We start from the raw sequence: 15723 nt of genomic DNA, 5'->3' as shown, positions 1-15723 counted from the left end.
CGCCGGTCAGCCCGGCGGCCACCAGCAGCGAGTGGTTTCGCCGCCTGGCGGGCCTGCTCGGCCGCTTGCGGGGCGCCGCCGGCCGCGCGCGGCCCGACCCACCCCGCGGAGTGGCCTTTGACCTGCTCGTTCGAGCTTTGGAGCGGGCGGCGGTCTTGTTAGCCATGTCGGCCAGGGTAGTCGCATCGATATCATCTGCACCACCCGCCACACTGGTAACGGTTCGGTCATGTGACCCATCTGACGGGTGGCCCGCGGGGCCGCGTGAGTAGGGTGGCAACCGGTGACCTGGATTACAGAAGCCATGCGTGTCACCCACCCCGTTAGCCCCAGGAGGCCCCAGCATGCCCGTCGTCGTCGTCGCCACCATGACCGTCAAACCCGAATCGGTCGACACAGTCCGCGACATCCTCACGCAGGCAGTGGAGGAAGTGCACAACGAACCGGGCTGCCAGTTGTATTCGCTGCACCAATCGGGTGAGACGTTCGTGTTCGTCGAGCAGTGGGAGGACCCCGAGGCGCTCAAGGCTCACAGCACCGCGCCGGCCGTCACCAAGATGTTCACCGCGGCCGGCGACCACCTGGCCGGGGCGCCGGACATCAAGATGCTGCAGCCGGTTCCGGCCGGCGACCCGGACAAGGGTCAGCTCCGGTCCTGATGGCCCGGCCACTCGAGGGCAAGGTCGCCTTCATCACCGGCGCGGCCCGCGGCCAGGGTCGCGCGCACGCCGTGCGGCTGGCCGCCGACGGCGCGAGCATCATCGCGGTCGACCTGTGCGACCAGATCGCGAGCGTCCCCTATCCCCTGGCTACCCCGGACGACCTGGCGCAGACCGTCAAGCTGGTCGAGGACGCCGGCGCCCGCATCGTGGCCGCCCGCGGGGACGTGCGGGACCGGGCATCGCTGTCGGCCGCGCTGCAATCGGGCTTCGACGAGTTCGGCCGGCTCGACATCGTCGTCGCCAACGCCGGCATCGCCCCGATGCAGTCCGGTGACGACGGCTGGCGCGACGTGATCGACGTCAACCTCACCGGCGTGTACAACACCATCAAGGTGTCCATCCCGACCATGGTCAAGCAGGGCACCGGCGGTTCGATCGTGTTGATCAGTTCGAGCGCCGGCCTGGCCGGGGTCGGCAGCCCGGACGCCGGTTCGGTCGGCTACGCCGCCGCCAAGCACGGCGTGGTCGGGCTGATGCGGGTCTACGCGAATCTGCTTGCGACGCAATATATTCGGGTCAACTCGATCCACCCGTCCGGCGTCGAGACCCCGATGATCAACAACGAGTTCACCCGCGAGTGGCTGGCCAAGATGGCCGCGGCGACCGACACACCGGGGGCCATGGGCAACGCCATGCCGGTGGAGGTGTTGGACGTCGAGGACGTCGCGAACGCGGTGGCGTGGCTGGTGAGCGACCAGGCCCGCTACATCACCGGGGTGACCCTGCCCGTCGATGCCGGTTTCCTGAACAAGTAGCGCCGCATGGCACGAAACCCCGCCGCGCAGACCGCCTTCGGCCCTATGGTGTTGACGGCCGTGGAGCAGAACGAGCCCCCGGCCCGGCGCCTGGTGGACGACGACCTCGCCGAGCTCTTCCTGCCGACGCCGCTGCGCTGGCTGGTCGCGGCGACCCGCGCGGCGCCGTTGCGCCGCTTGATGATCCGCGGCTCCGAATGGTCCGGCCGCGGCCTGTGGGCGAACCTGGCCTGCCGCAAGCGGTTCATCGGCGACAAGCTGGCCGAGGCGCTCGGGGAGATCGACGCGGTCGTCATCCTCGGCGCGGGACTGGACACGCGCGCTTACCTCCTGACGCGGCAGGTACGCCTGCCCGTCTTCGAGGTCGACCTGCCGGTCAACATCGCCAGGAAGGTGAAGACGGTCCGGCGGGTGCTGGGCGGGGCGCCGATGTCGGTGCGGCAGGTGGCGCTGGACCTGGCGCGCGACGACCTGCTCACCGCCCTGGCCGAACACGGCTATCACACCGACTACCGGACGTTTTTCATCTGCGAGGGCGTCACCCAATACCTGTCCGAGGCCACCGTCCGGCGGACGCTGGAGGGCCTGCGCGCCGCGGCGCCCGGCAGCCGCCTGGTCTTCACCTATGTCCGGCGGGATTTCATCGACGGCACGAATCGGTACGGCACCCGCACGCTGTATCGGAGCGTGCGGGGGCTGTGGCACTTCGGCTTACAGCCCGACGAGGTCGCGGGTTTCGTCGACGAATACGGCTGGCGGCTGCTGGAGCAGGCCGGGCCCGACGAGCTGGTCCGGCGATACGTCGAGCCCACCGGCCGCAGGCTGAAGGCGTCGCAAGTGGAATGGTCGGCGTACGCGGAGAAGGTATAACGCGCCGCCGCGACACATAACCCTCTGCGGCGAAACGCCGAAAAACCGTGCAGCGGTTTATGTCTCGTGAGCCGGGTCAGACCTCGATGACCGTCGGGACGATCATCGGCTGCCGGCGGTACGTCTCGCCCACCCACTTGCCGACGGTGCGGCGCACGGCCTGCGCGATGCGGCTCGGGTCGGTGATGTTCTCGGCGGCAAGCGCTTCCAGCTCGGCTTCGACCCGGCGCCCGGCGGGCTCGAGCGCCTTGGGGTCTTCGGAGAAGCCGCGCGAATGCAGGTGCGGCGCGACCACCGGGCGCCCGGTGCCGCGCTCGACGACCACGGTCACCGCGACGAAACCCGACGACAGGATGAGCCGTTCGCCCAGCGTGATGTCGCCGACGTCGCCGCTGATCAGCCCGTCCACGAACATCTTGCCGACGGGGACCGCCCCGGCGATCGACGCCGCGCCGGCGACCAGGTCGACGCTGACGCCGTTCTCGGCCAACAGGATCGACTCCTCGGGCACTCCCGTGCTGGCCGCCAGCTTGGCGTTGGCGCGCAGCATCCGCCAGGTGCCGTGCACCGGCATGACGTTGCGTGGGCGCACGCCGTTGTAAAGGAACAACAGCTCGCCGGCGTACGCGTGGCCCGAAACGTGCACGCGGGCCTGGGCATTGGTGACCACGCGGGCGCCGATCTTGGCGAGCTCGTCGATCACGCCGTAGACCGCCTCCTCGTTGCCGGGGATCAGCGACGACGCCAGGACGACCAGGTCGCCCGCGGTGAGCGTGATGCTGCGGTGCTCGCCGCGCGACATCCGCGACAGCGCCGACATGGGCTCGCCCTGGGTGCCGGTGGTGATCAGCACCACCTGCTCGGGCGGCATCTCTTCGGCCGCGCCGATGTCGATCACGTCGGAATCGGCCACCCGCAGGAATCCCAGCTCGCGGGCGATGCCCATGTTGCGCACCATCGACCGCCCGACGAACGACACCCGCCGGCCCAGGGCGACGGCGGCGTCGATGATCTGTTGCACCCGGTCGACATTGGAGGCGAAACAGGCGACGATCACGCGCCCCTCGGCCCCCCGGATCAGACGATGCAGCGTCGGTCCCACTTCGCTCTCCGACGGGCCGACGCCGGGGATCTCGGAGTTGGTCGAATCGCACAGGAACAGGTCCACGCCGGCGTCGCCCAGCCGGGACATGCCGGGCAGATCGGTGGGCCGGCCGTCGAGGGGCAGCTGGTCGAGCTTGATGTCGCCGGTGTGCAGGACGGTGCCCGCGCCGGTGTGCACGGCGATGGCCAGCGCGTCGGGGATCGAGTGGTTGACGGCGAAGTATTCGCACTCGAACACGCCGTGGGTGCTGCGCTGCCGCTCGGTCACCTCGACGAACACCGGCTTGAGCCGGTGCTCACGGCATTTCGCGGCGACCAGCGCCAGCGTGAACTTCGACCCGACGACCGGGATGTCCGGGCGCAGCTTGAGCAGGAACGGGATGCCGCCGATGTGGTCCTCGTGCGCATGGGTGAGCACCAGCGCCTCGATGTCGTCGAGCCGGTCGGAGATGTGGCGCAGATCCGGCAGGATCAGGTCCACCCCGGGCTCGTCATGGGTCGGGAACATCACGCCGCAGTCGATGATCAGCAGCCGGCCGAGGTGCTCGAAAACCGTCATGTTGCGGCCGATCTCGCTGATGCCGCCCAGCGCGGTGACCCGCAACCCACCGGTGGTCAGGGGACCGGGAGGGGCGAGGTCTACATCCACTTACGGGCCACCCTCTGGCTCACCGGAGCACCGACGCCGCGCGCATGTCGGCGGCCAGCGCATCGATCTGCTCGGGCGTCGCCGGCATCTGCGGCAGCCGGGGATCGCCAACCTCGACGCCCTGCAGGCGCAGGCCCGCCTTGGACATCGTCACGCCGCCCAGCCGGCTCATCGCGTTGCACAGCGGCGCGACCGTGACGTTGATCTTCCGCGCCGTGGCGATGTCCCCGGAAGCGAAGGCGGACAACATTTCCCGGAGCTGGCCCGCGGCCACATGCGAAATCACGCTGATGAAGCCGGTGGCGCCCATGGCCAGCCAGGGCAGGTTCAGCGCGTCGTCGCCGGAGTAGTACGCGAGCCCGGTCTCGGCGATGATCTGGCCGCCGCTGTGCAGGTCGGCCTTGGCGTCCTTGATTCCCACGATGTTGGGGTGGGCGGCCAACGCGCGGATGGTCTCGGTCTCGATCGGGATCACCGAGCGGGGCGGAATGTCGTAGAGCAGCACCGGCAGGTCGGTGGCGTCGGCGACGGCGGTGAAATGCGCGACCAGCCCGGCCTGCGGCGGCTTCGAGTAGTACGGCGTGACCACCAACAGCCCGTGCGCGCCCTCGGCCGCGCACGCCTTGGCGAGCCGGACGCTGTGGGCGGTGTCATAGGTGCCGGCGCCGGCGATCACCCGGGCGCGATCGCCCACCGCCTCGAGCACCGTGCGGAGCAGCTCCCGCTTCTCGTCGTCGGTGGTGGTCGGCGACTCGCCGGTGGTCCCGGACACCACCAGGCCGTCGCACCCGGCGTCGACCAGGTGGTTCGCCAACTGCGCCGCCGCCGCGGTGTCGAGCGAGCCGTCGGGAGCAAACGGTGTCACCATCGCGGTCAGCACGGTGCCCAACCGTGCCGGGGCGTCGAATCCGACCGTGCTCACGGTCCTTAGGTTACCTGGCGGCGGCAAGCTATTTGGCAACGGCGCGAAGCTGCGGCCGCTCAGGCCTCGGTCGCCAGCGGGCTGGTGGCCACCTCGGTTCCGTCGGCCAGCGTCGAGATCTCGAAGTCGGCGAACACCGCGGGCGCGGCCTCGGCGAGCTGGCGCAGGCACTCGATGGCCAGCCGCCTGATTTCCACGTCCGCGTGCTCGCTGGCGCGCATGGCGATGAAGTGTCGCCAGGCCCGGTAGTTGCCGGTCACGACGATGCGGGTCTCGGTCGCGTTCGGCAGCACGGCCCGGGCTGCCTGCCGCGCCTGCTTGCGCCGCAGGACGGCGTTCGGCTGATCGGCGAATTTAGCCTCGAGCCTGGCCAGCAACTCGGCGTAGGTGGCGCGGCTCGCGTCGGCGGCCTCGGTCAGAATCCGCCGCACGTCGGGGTCGTCCTCCATGCCTGGCGGCACGACGACGCGCGAATCGCCCTCGGGCACATAGCGCTGGGACAGCTGCGAGTAGGAGAAATGCCGGTGCCGGATCAGCTCGTGGGTGAGCGAGCGGGAGATGCCGGTGATGTAGAACGACACGCTCGCGTGCTCGAGCACGGAGAAATGCCCCACGTCGATGATGTGCTTGATGTAGCCGGCGTTGGTCGCCGTCTTCGGGTTCGGCTTGGACCAGCTCTGATAGCAGGCGCGCCCGGCGAACTCGGTGAGCGCGGGGCCACCCTCGGCGTCGGTGGTCCACGGCACGTCCGGCGGCGCCAGGAACTCGGTCTTGGCGATCAGTTGCACGCGGAGCGGCGCGGTCTCGGCCACGGCGCTCACCTTAACGTCTCACCTCAACGTGATGGCCGAACGGGGAGCTCACCCGATATCAGCAGCGGCAGCAGCGCGTCGCGCCCCGCGGCCAACCGCGCGTTCTCGGTGCGGCGCGCATGGCACAGCGCCCCCAGGCCGGTGATCGTCCGCAACGCCGCTGCGGGCAGGCGACGGACGTCCGGGACCGCAACCTCCATGAGATCGCGCGGGCGGATCCGCTGATGGCTGCCCGAGGTCCCGGCGGCCCGCCGTTGCAGCCGTGCGGAGACGCCGGGTTGCCGCACGGCCGCCCACAGGGCCGAGGCGTCGACGGCCATCGGCGTCAGGACGACGAACTCGCTGCTGGCCAAGGCCATTTCCGGCGGCAGCCCCACCACGTTCCAGATGCGCGGAATCCGGGGGTTCAGCTTTGCGAACAACACGCACGGCCCCGGGACGACGAACTTGCCGCTCTTGATGGACTCGCCGCGCACCACGCGAGGTGTCGCCCCGGCGTCGAACGCCGGAAGGCTGAAGTGCGCGACCACGTCGTCGAACTCGGTCACGTCGCGGAACGCCGTCGACCGGCGCGCCAGGCTGGACAGCGGCGCGTGGGCGGGGGCGGATTCGGCGAGGGCCACCATCAGGTTCTCGGCGGCCCCGATCACCCGCTCGTTGGCCGACACCTTGTCGTCGAGGGCGCCGAGCAGCTCGGCGATCGCCGCGCGTCGCGGCGCACCCACGCTCGGCGCCGCGACGTCACGCAGGATTCTCTGGTTGAGCAGCGGCTGCCCCGATCCGGAGCGGTGATCGCCCAGCCGGCAGGTCTGCAACGCGTAGTACCAATACCGCGTCTCACGTGGGTCCTTCGCGCGGCAGACCAGTGCGTTCTCGGTGACCCACACGTCGGAGTCGCAGTACCGCAGGCTGCCGCACTGCGCCCCCATTGGCCGAGGACGATCAGCGGACCGGCGGCGTTGTGTTCGGCGGCATACCCGATGGCCCCGTTGGCGCCGTAGACGCGGACGGGTCCGCCCGGGGCTCGCCGCGGCGCGCGGCCACCGTTGCTGAAGACCAGGTGGTCGCCTAGCGTGGTCGTCACCGCAGGCGCTCCAGCTGTTGGCGTACAACACCTTCCAGGCGGGCGGATTCGTCGAGCGCATCCAGCAGGTCGCCGGTCAGCCGGGCGATCTTCTCCTCGACGGGTTCGCCGTCGTCCTCGCCGGCGGGCGCCCCGACATAGCGTCCCGGCGTCAGGGTGTAGCCGGCCGCGACGATGTCGTCGAGCGACGCGGACGCGCAGAAGCCCGGGACATCGTGATAGGTAAGGCCTTTCGCGGCGGCCGATGCGCAGCCCAGCCAGGCGTGATAGGTGTCGCCGATCCGGACGATTTCCTCGGGTGTCAGCGCCCGCTCAGCGCGATCCACCAGGTGGCCTAGCCCTCGGGCGTCGATGAACAGCACCTGCCCGGACCGCGTGCCCTTGTCGGTGTCGAAGAACCACAGGCACACCGGAATCGGCGTGCTGCGGAACAGCTGGGCGGGCAGCGCGACCATGCACGACACCAGGTCGGCGTCGACGATCCGCGCACGAATCTCGCCTTCGCGCAGCGCATTCGAGGACATCGACCCGTTGGCCATGACGACGCCGGCCTTGCCGCCCGGCGCGAGTTTGGACAGGATGTGCTGAATCCAGGCGTAGTTCGCGTTGCCCGCGGGCGGAACACCGAACCGCCAGCGCGGGTCGCGCTCGTCGCGGGCCCACTCCTTGATGTTGAAGGGGGGATTGGCCAGCACGTAATCCATCTGGATGCCGGCGTGCTGGTCGGCGAGCAGGGTGTCGCCCCACCGGGCGCCCAGGCCGGTGTCGTCGATGCCATGCACGGCGAGGTTCATCTTCGCCAGCCGCCAGGTCTGCTCGACGGATTCCTGCCCCCAGAACGAGATTTTCGCGGAGTCGCCGTCGTGTTCGGCGACGAATCGCTCGGTCTGCACGAACATGCCGCCCGAGCCGCAGCACGGGTCGTAGACCCGACCGCTCGCCGGTTCGAGCACCTCGACGATCACCCGGACCACGCTGGGCGGGGTGAAGAATTCGCCGCCCCGGCGCCCCTCCGCGCGCGCGAAATTGCCCAGGAAGTACTCGTACAACTCGCCCATCAGGTCGCGGGCGCCGCCCCGCTCGCCGAGCCGCGCGGCGTCGAGCAGGCACACCAGCTCGCCGACCCGCCGGGGATCGAGGTTTTCGTACAGCCGCGGCAGCGCCGCGACCTCCATCGCGTCGTCGACGAGCCGGCCGATGCCCGGCGAATCCGCATTGCCCACCAACGACTTCCACTCCGCTTCGCCGGCGTGCTCGAGGAACACCAGCCCGAGTACGACGTCCTTGTACTGGCCGGCCGACAGGGAGCCGCGCAGCTTGTTGGCCGCCTTCCAGAGCGTGTCCTCGAGCTCTTTGTCCGTTGCCCGCATCAGCTCACCGCCCGCAGATCGGCGGCCAGATCGCCCCGGGTGGCGACGCTGAACCCGCCCAATTCCAGCCACGACGCCATGGACCGCAGTTCGCCGGCCAGCGCCTCGATGACGCGGGGGCGCGGCACGTCGGGCTCGCCGAACGCGCCGACGACGCGCAGCGTGTCACCCGCCCGGTCGGCCTTGAGGTCCACCCGCGCGACCAGCCGCCCGTCCATCAGCAGCGGCCACACGTAGTAGCCGTACTGGCGCTTGTCGGCGGGGGTGTAGATCTCGATGCGGTAGTGAAACCCGAACAGCCGCTCCACCCTGGGCCGGAAGAAGATCAGCGGGTCGAACGGGCACAACAGCGCGGTGCCCCGGTCGCTGCGCGGCACGGTCCGGCCGGCCCGCAGGAAGGCCGGCGCGGACCAGCCGTCGACGTCGACGCGCTCGACCTCGCCGGCGGCCAGCAGGTCGGCGATGGCCGGCTTGACCTGCTGGGCAGTCAGCCGGAAGTAGTCGCGAATGTCGGCCTCGGTGGCCACCCCGAGCGCGGTGGCCGCGCGCAGAGCGAGTTCCCGGACGGCCTCGGCGTCGTCGACCTCGCGCGCCAGCACGCTCGCCGGCAGCACCCGTTCCACCAGGTCGTAGTGGCGGGCGAAGCCGACCCGGGTGGCCGTGGTCAGCACGCCGGCGGCAAACAGCGCCTCGGCTACCCACTTGGTGTCGCTGCGGTTCCACCAGGCGCCCTTCTTGCGGCGCGGTTCGGCAGCCAGGTGCGCTTCGATCTGCCCGGCGGTGCTGGGGCCGAGTTCGGCGACGGCGGCGACGATGTCCTCGGCGAGTTGGGGGTTGGCCTTGACGATGTGGGTGCCCCAGCGGCCGTGCCGGTATTGGCGCATCCGCCAGCGCAGCAGGGGCCAGTCGTCGACGGCCATCAGCGCGGCCTCGTGCGCCCAATATTCGGCCAGCAGCCGCGACGGACACGGCCCCCAGGCGGCGCGGTCCAATACGTCGCGGTCGTAGGGGCCCAGCCGGCTGAACACCGGTGCGTAGTGGGCGCGCACCGCAACCGAGACCGAATCCAGCTGCAGCACTTGAATTCTCGAAATGAGGCGCTTGAGGTGAGCGCGGGTGATCGGACCGGCCGGGCGCGGCTCGCTAAAGCCTTGGGCCGCAACGGCGATCCGCCGGGCTTGCGCGGCCGAGAGCCTGGGGGTCCGGATCGACACGGCGCCGAGAATACCGCCCGGGTGCGACAGCACCCTGCGGCGACGCGGCTAGCCCGTGGTGACTTTCCCGTCCAGCGGCACCACGACGCTGGGCTCGGGCGCGTTCTTCTGCTCCTGGTAGGCCGACTCGAGCGCGGCCGGGACCGCCTCGAGGTCGCGGTACACGCCCATCAGCTGCTCGAGGACGTTGATCCGTTGCTGGATCGCCTCGTCGGCCGCGCGGCGGGCCTGCTCACGATAGTGATCGGCCTCCCGTTGCGCGTCCCGCCATGCCTTGTCGATCGCCGCTTCGGTGTCGGCGCGCATCCCGGCCAGCTCGGCCTCGAGCTGCTTCTTGGCTTCCTCGTAATCGGTTTCCATGGCTTTCCGTTGCTCGGCCATCTCCGCCAACTCCTCTTCGTGCTTTCGCCGCGCGGCCTCGACCTCGGCCTCGGCCGCCGCGATCAGCGCGTCCGCCTCGCTGCGCGCCTCGGCCTGCATCTCCGACACCTCCTCGACCGCGCGTTGCAGCATCTTCGCCATCCGGCGCTGCATCGCGTGGGGTGAGGGCGAGGTGTCGGTGAGGGCGGCGACCTCCTTGCGCAGCGCGGCCGTCTGGTCGCCGGCTTCCTTCAGCCGCGACCGCAGGTTCTCGACGTCGTCGAGCAGCAACTGCTGCTTGGTGGTCAGCATCTCGATGTGGGCGTCGACCGCAGCCGGGTCATAGCCCCTGAACATCCGAGTGAACTGTTTTGCGGGTTCGGTTATCACTGCCAATTCCCCCTCCTGGCAACATGTGGTGACCTGGTGAGACCGACCCCCGCGTCCGAGTATGTCACGGTCGCGGAGCCGGAGCTCATGCCCGACGGTAGCTGTGCAGGCGGTACCGCAGCCCCGTGCGGCTGACCTGCCACTCCCCCGTCTCGCCGAGCCAGGCGTCGTCGAGCACCGGGGCCAGCGCGTCGTCGTCGTCGCGCCGCAGGTCGACGTCGACCTCGGTGACCTCACACCGGGTGGCGTGCGGCAGGGCGAGCAGGTATACCTGTTCGCCGCCGATCACCCAGGCCTCGGGCTCGCCCTCGCAGTCCGCGAGAGCCGCCTCGAGCGAACCGACGACCTGCGCCCCGTCGGCCACGAAGTCGCCTCGTCGCGAGAGGACGACGTTCTTGCGGCCCGGCAGCGGCCGGACCGCGGCCGGCAAAGACTCCCACGTGCGCCGGCCCATGATGACGGTATGGCCCATCGTCACCTGCTTGAAACGTGCCAGGTCTTCGGGGACCCGCCAGGGAATGTCGCCGCCGCGGCCGATGATGCCGGACGTCGACTGAGCCCACACCAGGCCGACGTCCGTCATCGGTGCCACTCCCGGGCCGCGGCCACACCGGCGCCGCGCGTCATACGGCGACGGGGGCTTTGATCGCCGGGTGCGGATCGTAATTCTTGATGACGACGTCGTCGTAGGTGTAGTCGAAGATCGAATCCCTTTGCGCCAGCACCAGTTCCGGGTAGGGTCGTGGCTCGCGACCGAGCTGGGTGCGCACCTGCTCGACGTGGTTGTCGTAGATGTGGCAGTCGCCGCCGGTCCAGACGAACTCGCCGACCGACAGGCCCGCCTGGGCGGCCATCATGTGGGTGAGCAACGCGTAGCTGGCGATGTTGAACGGCACACCCAGGAACAGGTCGGCGCTGCGCTGATACAGCTGGCAGCTCAGCCGGCCGTCGGCCACGTAGAACTGGAAGAACGCGTGACACGGCGGCAGCACCATCTGCGGGATCTCCCCGACGTTCCACGCCGAGACGATGATGCGCCGCGAGTTCGGGTCGGTGCGCAGCAACTCCAGCGCGGCGCTGATCTGGTCGACGTGCTCGCCGGAAGGCGTCGGCCAGGATCGCCACTGCACGCCGTAGATGGGCCCGAGATCGCCTGTCTCGCTGGCCCATTCGTCCCAGATGGTTACGCCGTGCTCGTGCAGCCAGGCGACGTTGGAGTCGCCGCGCAGAAACCACAGCAACTCGTAGACCACCGACTTCAAATGCACCTTCTTGGTGGTGAGCAGCGGGAAGCCGGCGGACAGGTCGTAGCGCAGCTGGTGCCCGAACAGGCTGCGGGTCCCGGTGCCGGTGCGGTCGGATTTGGCCGTGCCCCGCTCGAGCACCAGGCGCAGCAGGTCCTCGTAGGGCGCGGGAACCGGCGCTGCGATCGGCACGCGGTCAGCTTAGCGGCGATCGCAAGCCCGGCGAAGCCGGGCGCAGCGGGTCGACGCCAAAAAACCCCGCGGCGATCGCAAGCCCGGCGAAGCCGGGCGCAGCGGGTCGACGCCAAAAAACCCCGCGGCGATCGCAAGCCCGGCGAAGCCGGGCGCAGCGGGTCGACGCCGGAAAATCCACCCGGCGGGCCGGGGAGTAGAACGGTGCCATGCCGAACATCATCGACACCATCACCACCCCGGACGGGACCTGCACCGTCCATCTGTTCACCCCCGGAGGTCCGGACACCCAAGCCCCCCATCCGGGCGTGATCATGTATCCCGACGCCGGGGGCGTGCGCGACACCTTCGAGCAGATGGCGGCCCAATTAGCCGGCTACGGCTACACGGTGCTGCTGCCGGACGTGTACTACCGCAGCGGCGACTGGGCGCCGTTCGACATGGCGACCGTGTTCGGCGACCAGAAGGAGCGCAGGCGACTGTTCGGCATGATCGGAAGCGTCACACCGGACAAGATCGCCAGCGACGCCGCCGCCTTCTTCGACTACCTGGCCGCGCGCCCGGAGGTGTTGGGGGACCGCTTCGGCGTGTGCGGCTACTGCATGGGCGGGCGCATGTCGTTGGTGGTGGCCGGCCGCGTGCCGGACCGGGTCGCCGCCGCGGCCTCGTTCCATGGCGGCGGGCTGGTCACCGACACCGCGGACAGCCCGCACCTGCTGGCCGACAAGATGGCCGCCACGGTCTACGTGGGCGGCGCGAAGGACGACGCGTCCTTCACCCGCGACCACGCCGAACAGCTCGACAAGGCGCTGACGGCCGCGGGCGTGCGGCACACCATCGAGTGGTATCCGGCGGGCCACGGGTTCGCGGTCCCGGACAACGTCCCGTACGACCCCGCCGCGGCCGAGCGGCACTGGCAGGCCATGACCGAGGTCTTCGGTTCGGCGTTGCCGCGCTGACCCGGCGGTCGCGCGCACCTAATTCGGGGGCAGGTCCACCAGCTCGGCCAGCCGGGTGCGGTGACTGTAGGCGGTGCCGAAGACCAGCTGGTCGCTCTTGGCCCGCTTCAGGTACAGGTGCGCGGGATATTCCCACGTCATGCCGATGCCGCCGTGCAGCTGGACGCACTCCTCGGCCGCGTGCACGGCGACGCCGCTGCAATACGCCTGCGCGACGCTCGCGGCGATGTCGGCGTCTTCGTCGCCGCGGGCGCACGTGTCGGCGGCGTAGCGGGCCGCCGCCGTCGCGGCGCCGACCTCGAACCACAGGTCGGCCAGCCGGTGTTTGATCGCCTGGTACGAGCCGATCGCGCGACCGAATTGCTTGCGCTGCCTGACGTAATCCAGCGTGGTCTGCAAGCACCACTGGGCGACCCCGAGCTGCTCGGACGCCAGCAGGGCCGCCCCCGTGCGCAGCGCGTCGGCGACGGGCCCGGCCGCCGGCCCGACGGGCGAGGATTCCACCGCCGAAAAACTGACGTCGGCAAGCGGTCTGGTCATGTCCAGGGCCAGCAGCGGCGAGACCTGCACGCCGGCCGCGGCGCGCGCAACGGTGTGCAACTCGAGCCCGTCCCGGCCGGCGACGGGCACCACCAACACGTCGGCCTCGGCGGCGCCGGCGACGCTGGTGACCGATCCGCTCAGCCCGTCGGAGCCGCCGGTCACCGCGGCGACCGGATCCCCGGAAGCCGTCGACAGCGGCACCGCCAACGCGGCCGTCAGTTCGCCCTGCGCCAGTGCGGACACGGTCTCCGCATCGCCGGCCCGCAACAGCGCGACGGTGGCCAGCACCGCGCTGGACAAGAACGGCACGGGCGCGACGGCCCGGCCGATCTCCTCCATGACGACCGCCGCCTCGCGGGCGCCCGCACCCGCGCCGCCGAGCGACTCGGGGACCAGCAGGCCCGCCACTCCCAGCTCGCCGGCCAGCGTCCGCCAGACTTCCGAAAAGTCCTGCGGCGCAGGTTCGTAGGCGTGTGCCACCGATTCGGGCGGGCAGCGGTGGGCGAACAGCTGACGAACGCTGTCCCGCAGCGCCTCCTCGGTGTCCGAGTACAACAGGTCGCTCACCGGTCCAGATCCTTCCAGGCGACGTCTTTGTCGACGCGGTGCTCACCCGGCAGGCCCAAAATGCGCTCGGAAATGGTGTTGCGCAGGATCTCCGAGGTGCCGCCCTCGATCGAATTGCCGCGAGCACGCAGATAGCGGTAGCCGGGTTCGCGGCCGACCAGGTCGACCGTTTCCGGCCGGCGCATGGTCCAGTCGTCGTAGCGCAGCCCTGCCTCGCCGTGCAGCTCGATCTCGAATCCCGAAATCGCCTGGGCCAGCTGGGCAAAAGCCACCTTCATGCCCGCGCCCTCCGGGCCGGGCTGACCCATCGTGGCCTGCTGGCGCAGCCGCTCACCCGCCAGCCGCAGGACCTCCGCCTCCACCCACAGCCGCATCAGCTCGTCGTGCATCGCGGGATCGCGCAGCGCCGGGTCGTCACGCCAGGCCTTGGCGACCTTGCCGATGTGGCCACCCTCCCGCGGCGTCCCGGCCCGGGTGCCGATGGCGACCCGCTCGTTGTTGAGGGTGGTGGTTGCGACCCGCCACCCGCCGCCCTCCGGGCCGAGCCGATTCGCGTCGGGCACCCGGACGTCGGTGAGGAACACCTCGTTGAACTCCGCCTCGCCGGTGATCTGGCGCAGCGGGCGTACCTCGACGCCGGGCTGCGTCATGTCGCACAGGAAATACGTCAGGCCGAAGTGTTTGGGCACGGTCGGGTCGGTGCGGGCGACCAGGATGGCCATGGACGCGTGCTGCGCCTGCGACGTCCACACCTTCTGGCCGTTGACGATCCAGTCGTCACCGTCGCGGACCGCCCGCGTGGCGACCCCGGCAAGGTCCGAGCCCGCGCCGGGCTCGCTGAACAGCTGGCAGTAGATCTGTTCGCCGGTGAACAACGGGCGCAGGAACTTCCGCTTCTGCTCGTCGGTCCCGAACGCCGCGATCGTCGGCGCCGCCATGCCCATGCCGATGTAGTTCTTGACGGTGCCGCCCACCGGCGCGCCGGCGGCGGCCAGCTCGGCGTCCACGAGTTCCTGGGCCTTGCGCGGCAAATCCAGCCCGCCGAAGCCCCGCGGCAGGTGTACCCAGGCCAGGCCCGCGTCGTACTGCGCGCCAAGGAATTCGCGCGGGTCGGTGGTGGTGGGGTCATGCTCGTCCAGCAGCGCCCGCACGCGCGCCTGCAAATCCTCGGGGCTCACGGCTAGCCCTGCGGCCGGGCCTGAAAGCCCTGTGCGGCCCCGAGCAGCAGGCCGCCGTCGATCACCATCGTCTCGCCGGTGATCCAGCTGGCGGCGTCGGAGACCAGGAAGGCCACGGCACCGGCCACGTCGGCGGGCTCGCCGATGCGTCCGAGCGCTATCGACGACGCGAGCGGGTCCTCGTGGTCCTTCCACAGCGCCTCCGCCAGCCGGGTGCGCACCACCCCGGGGGCGATGGCGTTGACGCGGACGCGCGGCGACAGTTCGAGCGCCAGCTGCTTGGTGACGTGGATCAACGCGGCCTTGGTGGCGTTGTACATGCCCATGGCCGGCGATTGGTGCAGGCCGCCGATGGAGGCGGTGTTGACGATCGCGCCGCCGTGCTCACCCATCCACGATTTGACGACGAGCGAGGTCCACAGCAGCGGCGCCCACAGGTTGACGTCGAAGATCTTGGTGAAGCGGGCGTGATCCTGGTCGATCAGCGGACCGTACGCGGGGTTGGTGCCCGCGTTGTTGACCAGGATGTCCACGCTGCCGAACCGGTCCAGCGTGAGGTCCACGCAGCGGCGGGCGGCGTCCTCGTCGACCGCGTGCGCGCCGACGCCGAGCGCGTTGCCGTCCACCTGCGCGGCGGCCTCGTCGGCGGCCTCCTGCTTGCGGGCGGTGAGCACCACACTGGCCCCAGCCGCCGCAAGCTGCTGGGCGATCGCGAGGCCGATCCCGCGCGAGGCGCCGGTGATGATCGCGGTACGGCCGGTCAGATCCAGTGAGGTCATCGTGATGCG

15 protein-coding genes and 1 pseudogene are annotated in these 15723 nt (G+C 70.4%); 4 read left to right on the top strand and 12 right to left on the bottom strand.

Going from position 1 to position 15723, the window contains the following annotated elements:
• The first annotated feature begins 344 nt into the window (after positions 1–344).
• The 3 genes from HMPREF0591_RS25170 to HMPREF0591_RS25160 are packed head-to-tail and all read left to right on the top strand — an operon-like array spanning position 345 to position 2347.
• The gene (locus tag HMPREF0591_RS25170; RefSeq protein ID WP_007171533.1) at positions 345–659 is read left to right on the top strand and encodes a putative quinol monooxygenase; all 315 of its coding nucleotides are present in this window, start codon (positions 345–347) and stop codon (positions 657–659) included.
• On the top strand, positions 656–1477 hold the full coding sequence (locus tag HMPREF0591_RS25165) for a mycofactocin-coupled SDR family oxidoreductase (protein WP_040623994.1): 822 nt from the start codon (positions 656–658) through the stop codon (positions 1475–1477). Before HMPREF0591_RS25170 ends, HMPREF0591_RS25165 begins: the two co-directional genes overlap by 4 nt.
• 6 nt (positions 1478–1483) lie before the next feature.
• A complete protein-coding gene (locus HMPREF0591_RS25160; RefSeq protein WP_007171531.1) occupies positions 1484–2347 on the top strand; it encodes an SAM-dependent methyltransferase in 864 nt (287 codons plus the stop codon).
• 76 nt (positions 2348–2423) lie between these two features.
• Here the strand turns inward: HMPREF0591_RS25160 and HMPREF0591_RS25155 are convergent, their stop codons facing one another.
• The 9 genes and pseudogenes from HMPREF0591_RS25155 to HMPREF0591_RS25115 all read right to left on the bottom strand — a co-directional run bounded on the left by HMPREF0591_RS25155 (position 2424) and on the right by HMPREF0591_RS25115 (position 11682).
• Positions 2424–4100, bottom strand: coding sequence for a ribonuclease J (locus HMPREF0591_RS25155; RefSeq protein ID WP_007171530.1), 1677 nt, complete (start codon positions 4098–4100; stop codon positions 2424–2426).
• Positions 4101–4119: 19 nt separating this feature from the next.
• Positions 4120–5022 (bottom strand): 4-hydroxy-tetrahydrodipicolinate synthase, encoded by a 903-nt coding sequence (gene dapA, locus HMPREF0591_RS25150; protein WP_007171529.1) that lies wholly within the window; start codon positions 5020–5022, stop codon positions 4120–4122.
• Between the two features lie 59 nt (positions 5023–5081).
• Positions 5082–5834 (bottom strand): FAD-dependent thymidylate synthase, encoded by a 753-nt coding sequence (thyX, locus tag HMPREF0591_RS25145; protein ID WP_040623990.1) that lies wholly within the window; start codon positions 5832–5834, stop codon positions 5082–5084.
• A gap of 23 nt (positions 5835–5857) precedes the next feature.
• Positions 5858–6918: pseudogene (locus HMPREF0591_RS25140) on the bottom strand (restriction endonuclease subunit S).
• Positions 6915–8288: a type I restriction-modification system subunit M gene (locus HMPREF0591_RS25135; protein WP_007171525.1), complete on the bottom strand. Its 1374-nt coding sequence runs from the start codon at positions 8286–8288 to the stop codon at positions 6915–6917. The pseudogene HMPREF0591_RS25140 and the gene HMPREF0591_RS25135 overlap by 4 nt, the downstream one beginning before the upstream one ends.
• Entirely contained in the window at positions 8288–9532 is a 1245-nt protein-coding gene (locus tag HMPREF0591_RS25130; protein WP_208857804.1) for a winged helix-turn-helix domain-containing protein, read from the bottom strand. The genes HMPREF0591_RS25135 and HMPREF0591_RS25130 overlap by 1 nt, the downstream gene beginning before the upstream one ends.
• 18 nt (positions 9533–9550) lie before the next feature.
• The gene (locus tag HMPREF0591_RS25125) at positions 9551–10252 is read right to left on the bottom strand and encodes a DivIVA domain-containing protein (protein WP_007171523.1); all 702 of its coding nucleotides are present in this window, start codon (positions 10250–10252) and stop codon (positions 9551–9553) included.
• Between the two features lie 85 nt (positions 10253–10337).
• Positions 10338–10835 carry a dihydrofolate reductase gene (locus HMPREF0591_RS25120; protein ID WP_007171522.1) on the bottom strand — a complete coding sequence of 166 codons (498 nt, stop codon included), beginning with the start codon at positions 10833–10835 and terminating at the stop codon, positions 10338–10340.
• A gap of 40 nt (positions 10836–10875) precedes the next feature.
• Entirely contained in the window at positions 10876–11682 is an 807-nt protein-coding gene (locus tag HMPREF0591_RS25115; RefSeq protein WP_208857803.1) for a thymidylate synthase, read from the bottom strand.
• Between the two features lie 215 nt (positions 11683–11897).
• On the opposite strand from HMPREF0591_RS25115, the gene HMPREF0591_RS25110 reads away from it, so the two are divergent.
• A complete protein-coding gene (locus tag HMPREF0591_RS25110; protein ID WP_007171520.1) occupies positions 11898–12647 on the top strand; it encodes a dienelactone hydrolase family protein in 750 nt (249 codons plus the stop codon).
• An 18-nt stretch (positions 12648–12665) separates the two neighbouring features.
• On the opposite strand, the gene HMPREF0591_RS25105 is transcribed toward HMPREF0591_RS25110, so the two are convergent.
• Genes HMPREF0591_RS25105 through HMPREF0591_RS25095 form a run of 3 tightly spaced genes read right to left on the bottom strand, consistent with a single transcriptional unit; the run spans position 12666 to position 15714 of the window.
• Positions 12666–13757 carry an acyl-CoA dehydrogenase family protein gene (locus HMPREF0591_RS25105; RefSeq protein WP_007171519.1) on the bottom strand — a complete coding sequence of 364 codons (1092 nt, stop codon included), beginning with the start codon at positions 13755–13757 and terminating at the stop codon, positions 12666–12668.
• On the bottom strand, positions 13754–14935 hold the full coding sequence (locus HMPREF0591_RS25100) for an acyl-CoA dehydrogenase family protein (protein WP_007171518.1): 1182 nt from the start codon (positions 14933–14935) through the stop codon (positions 13754–13756). Before HMPREF0591_RS25100 ends, HMPREF0591_RS25105 begins: the two co-directional genes overlap by 4 nt.
• Positions 14936–14937: 2 nt before the next feature.
• Entirely contained in the window at positions 14938–15714 is a 777-nt protein-coding gene (locus tag HMPREF0591_RS25095; protein WP_007171517.1) for an SDR family oxidoreductase, read from the bottom strand.
• Positions 15715–15723: the final 9 nt, after the last annotated feature.

This window comes from Mycobacterium parascrofulaceum ATCC BAA-614 (assembly GCF_000164135.1).
GTDB lineage: Bacteria > Actinomycetota > Actinomycetes > Mycobacteriales > Mycobacteriaceae > Mycobacterium > Mycobacterium parascrofulaceum.
Note: the sequence above shows the minus strand (reverse complement) of the source record. Positions and strands in the feature narration are given on the sequence as shown.

Coding starts and splice junctions, on each gene's coding strand:
- HMPREF0591_RS25170 (WP_007171533.1), top strand. CDS start 345: ATGCCCGTCGTCGTCGTCGCCACCATGACCGTCAAACCCGAATCGGTC.
- HMPREF0591_RS25160 (WP_007171531.1), top strand. CDS start 1,484: ATGGCACGAAACCCCGCCGCGCAGACCGCCTTCGGCCCTATGGTGTTG.
- HMPREF0591_RS25135 (WP_007171525.1), bottom strand. CDS start 8,288: ATGCGGGCAACGGACAAAGAGCTCGAGGACACGCTCTGGAAGGCGGCC.
- HMPREF0591_RS25120 (WP_007171522.1), bottom strand. CDS start 10,835: ATGACGGACGTCGGCCTGGTGTGGGCTCAGTCGACGTCCGGCATCATC.
- HMPREF0591_RS25110 (WP_007171520.1), top strand. CDS start 11,898: ATGCCGAACATCATCGACACCATCACCACCCCGGACGGGACCTGCACC.
- HMPREF0591_RS25095 (WP_007171517.1), bottom strand. CDS start 15,714: ATGACCTCACTGGATCTGACCGGCCGTACCGCGATCATCACCGGCGCC.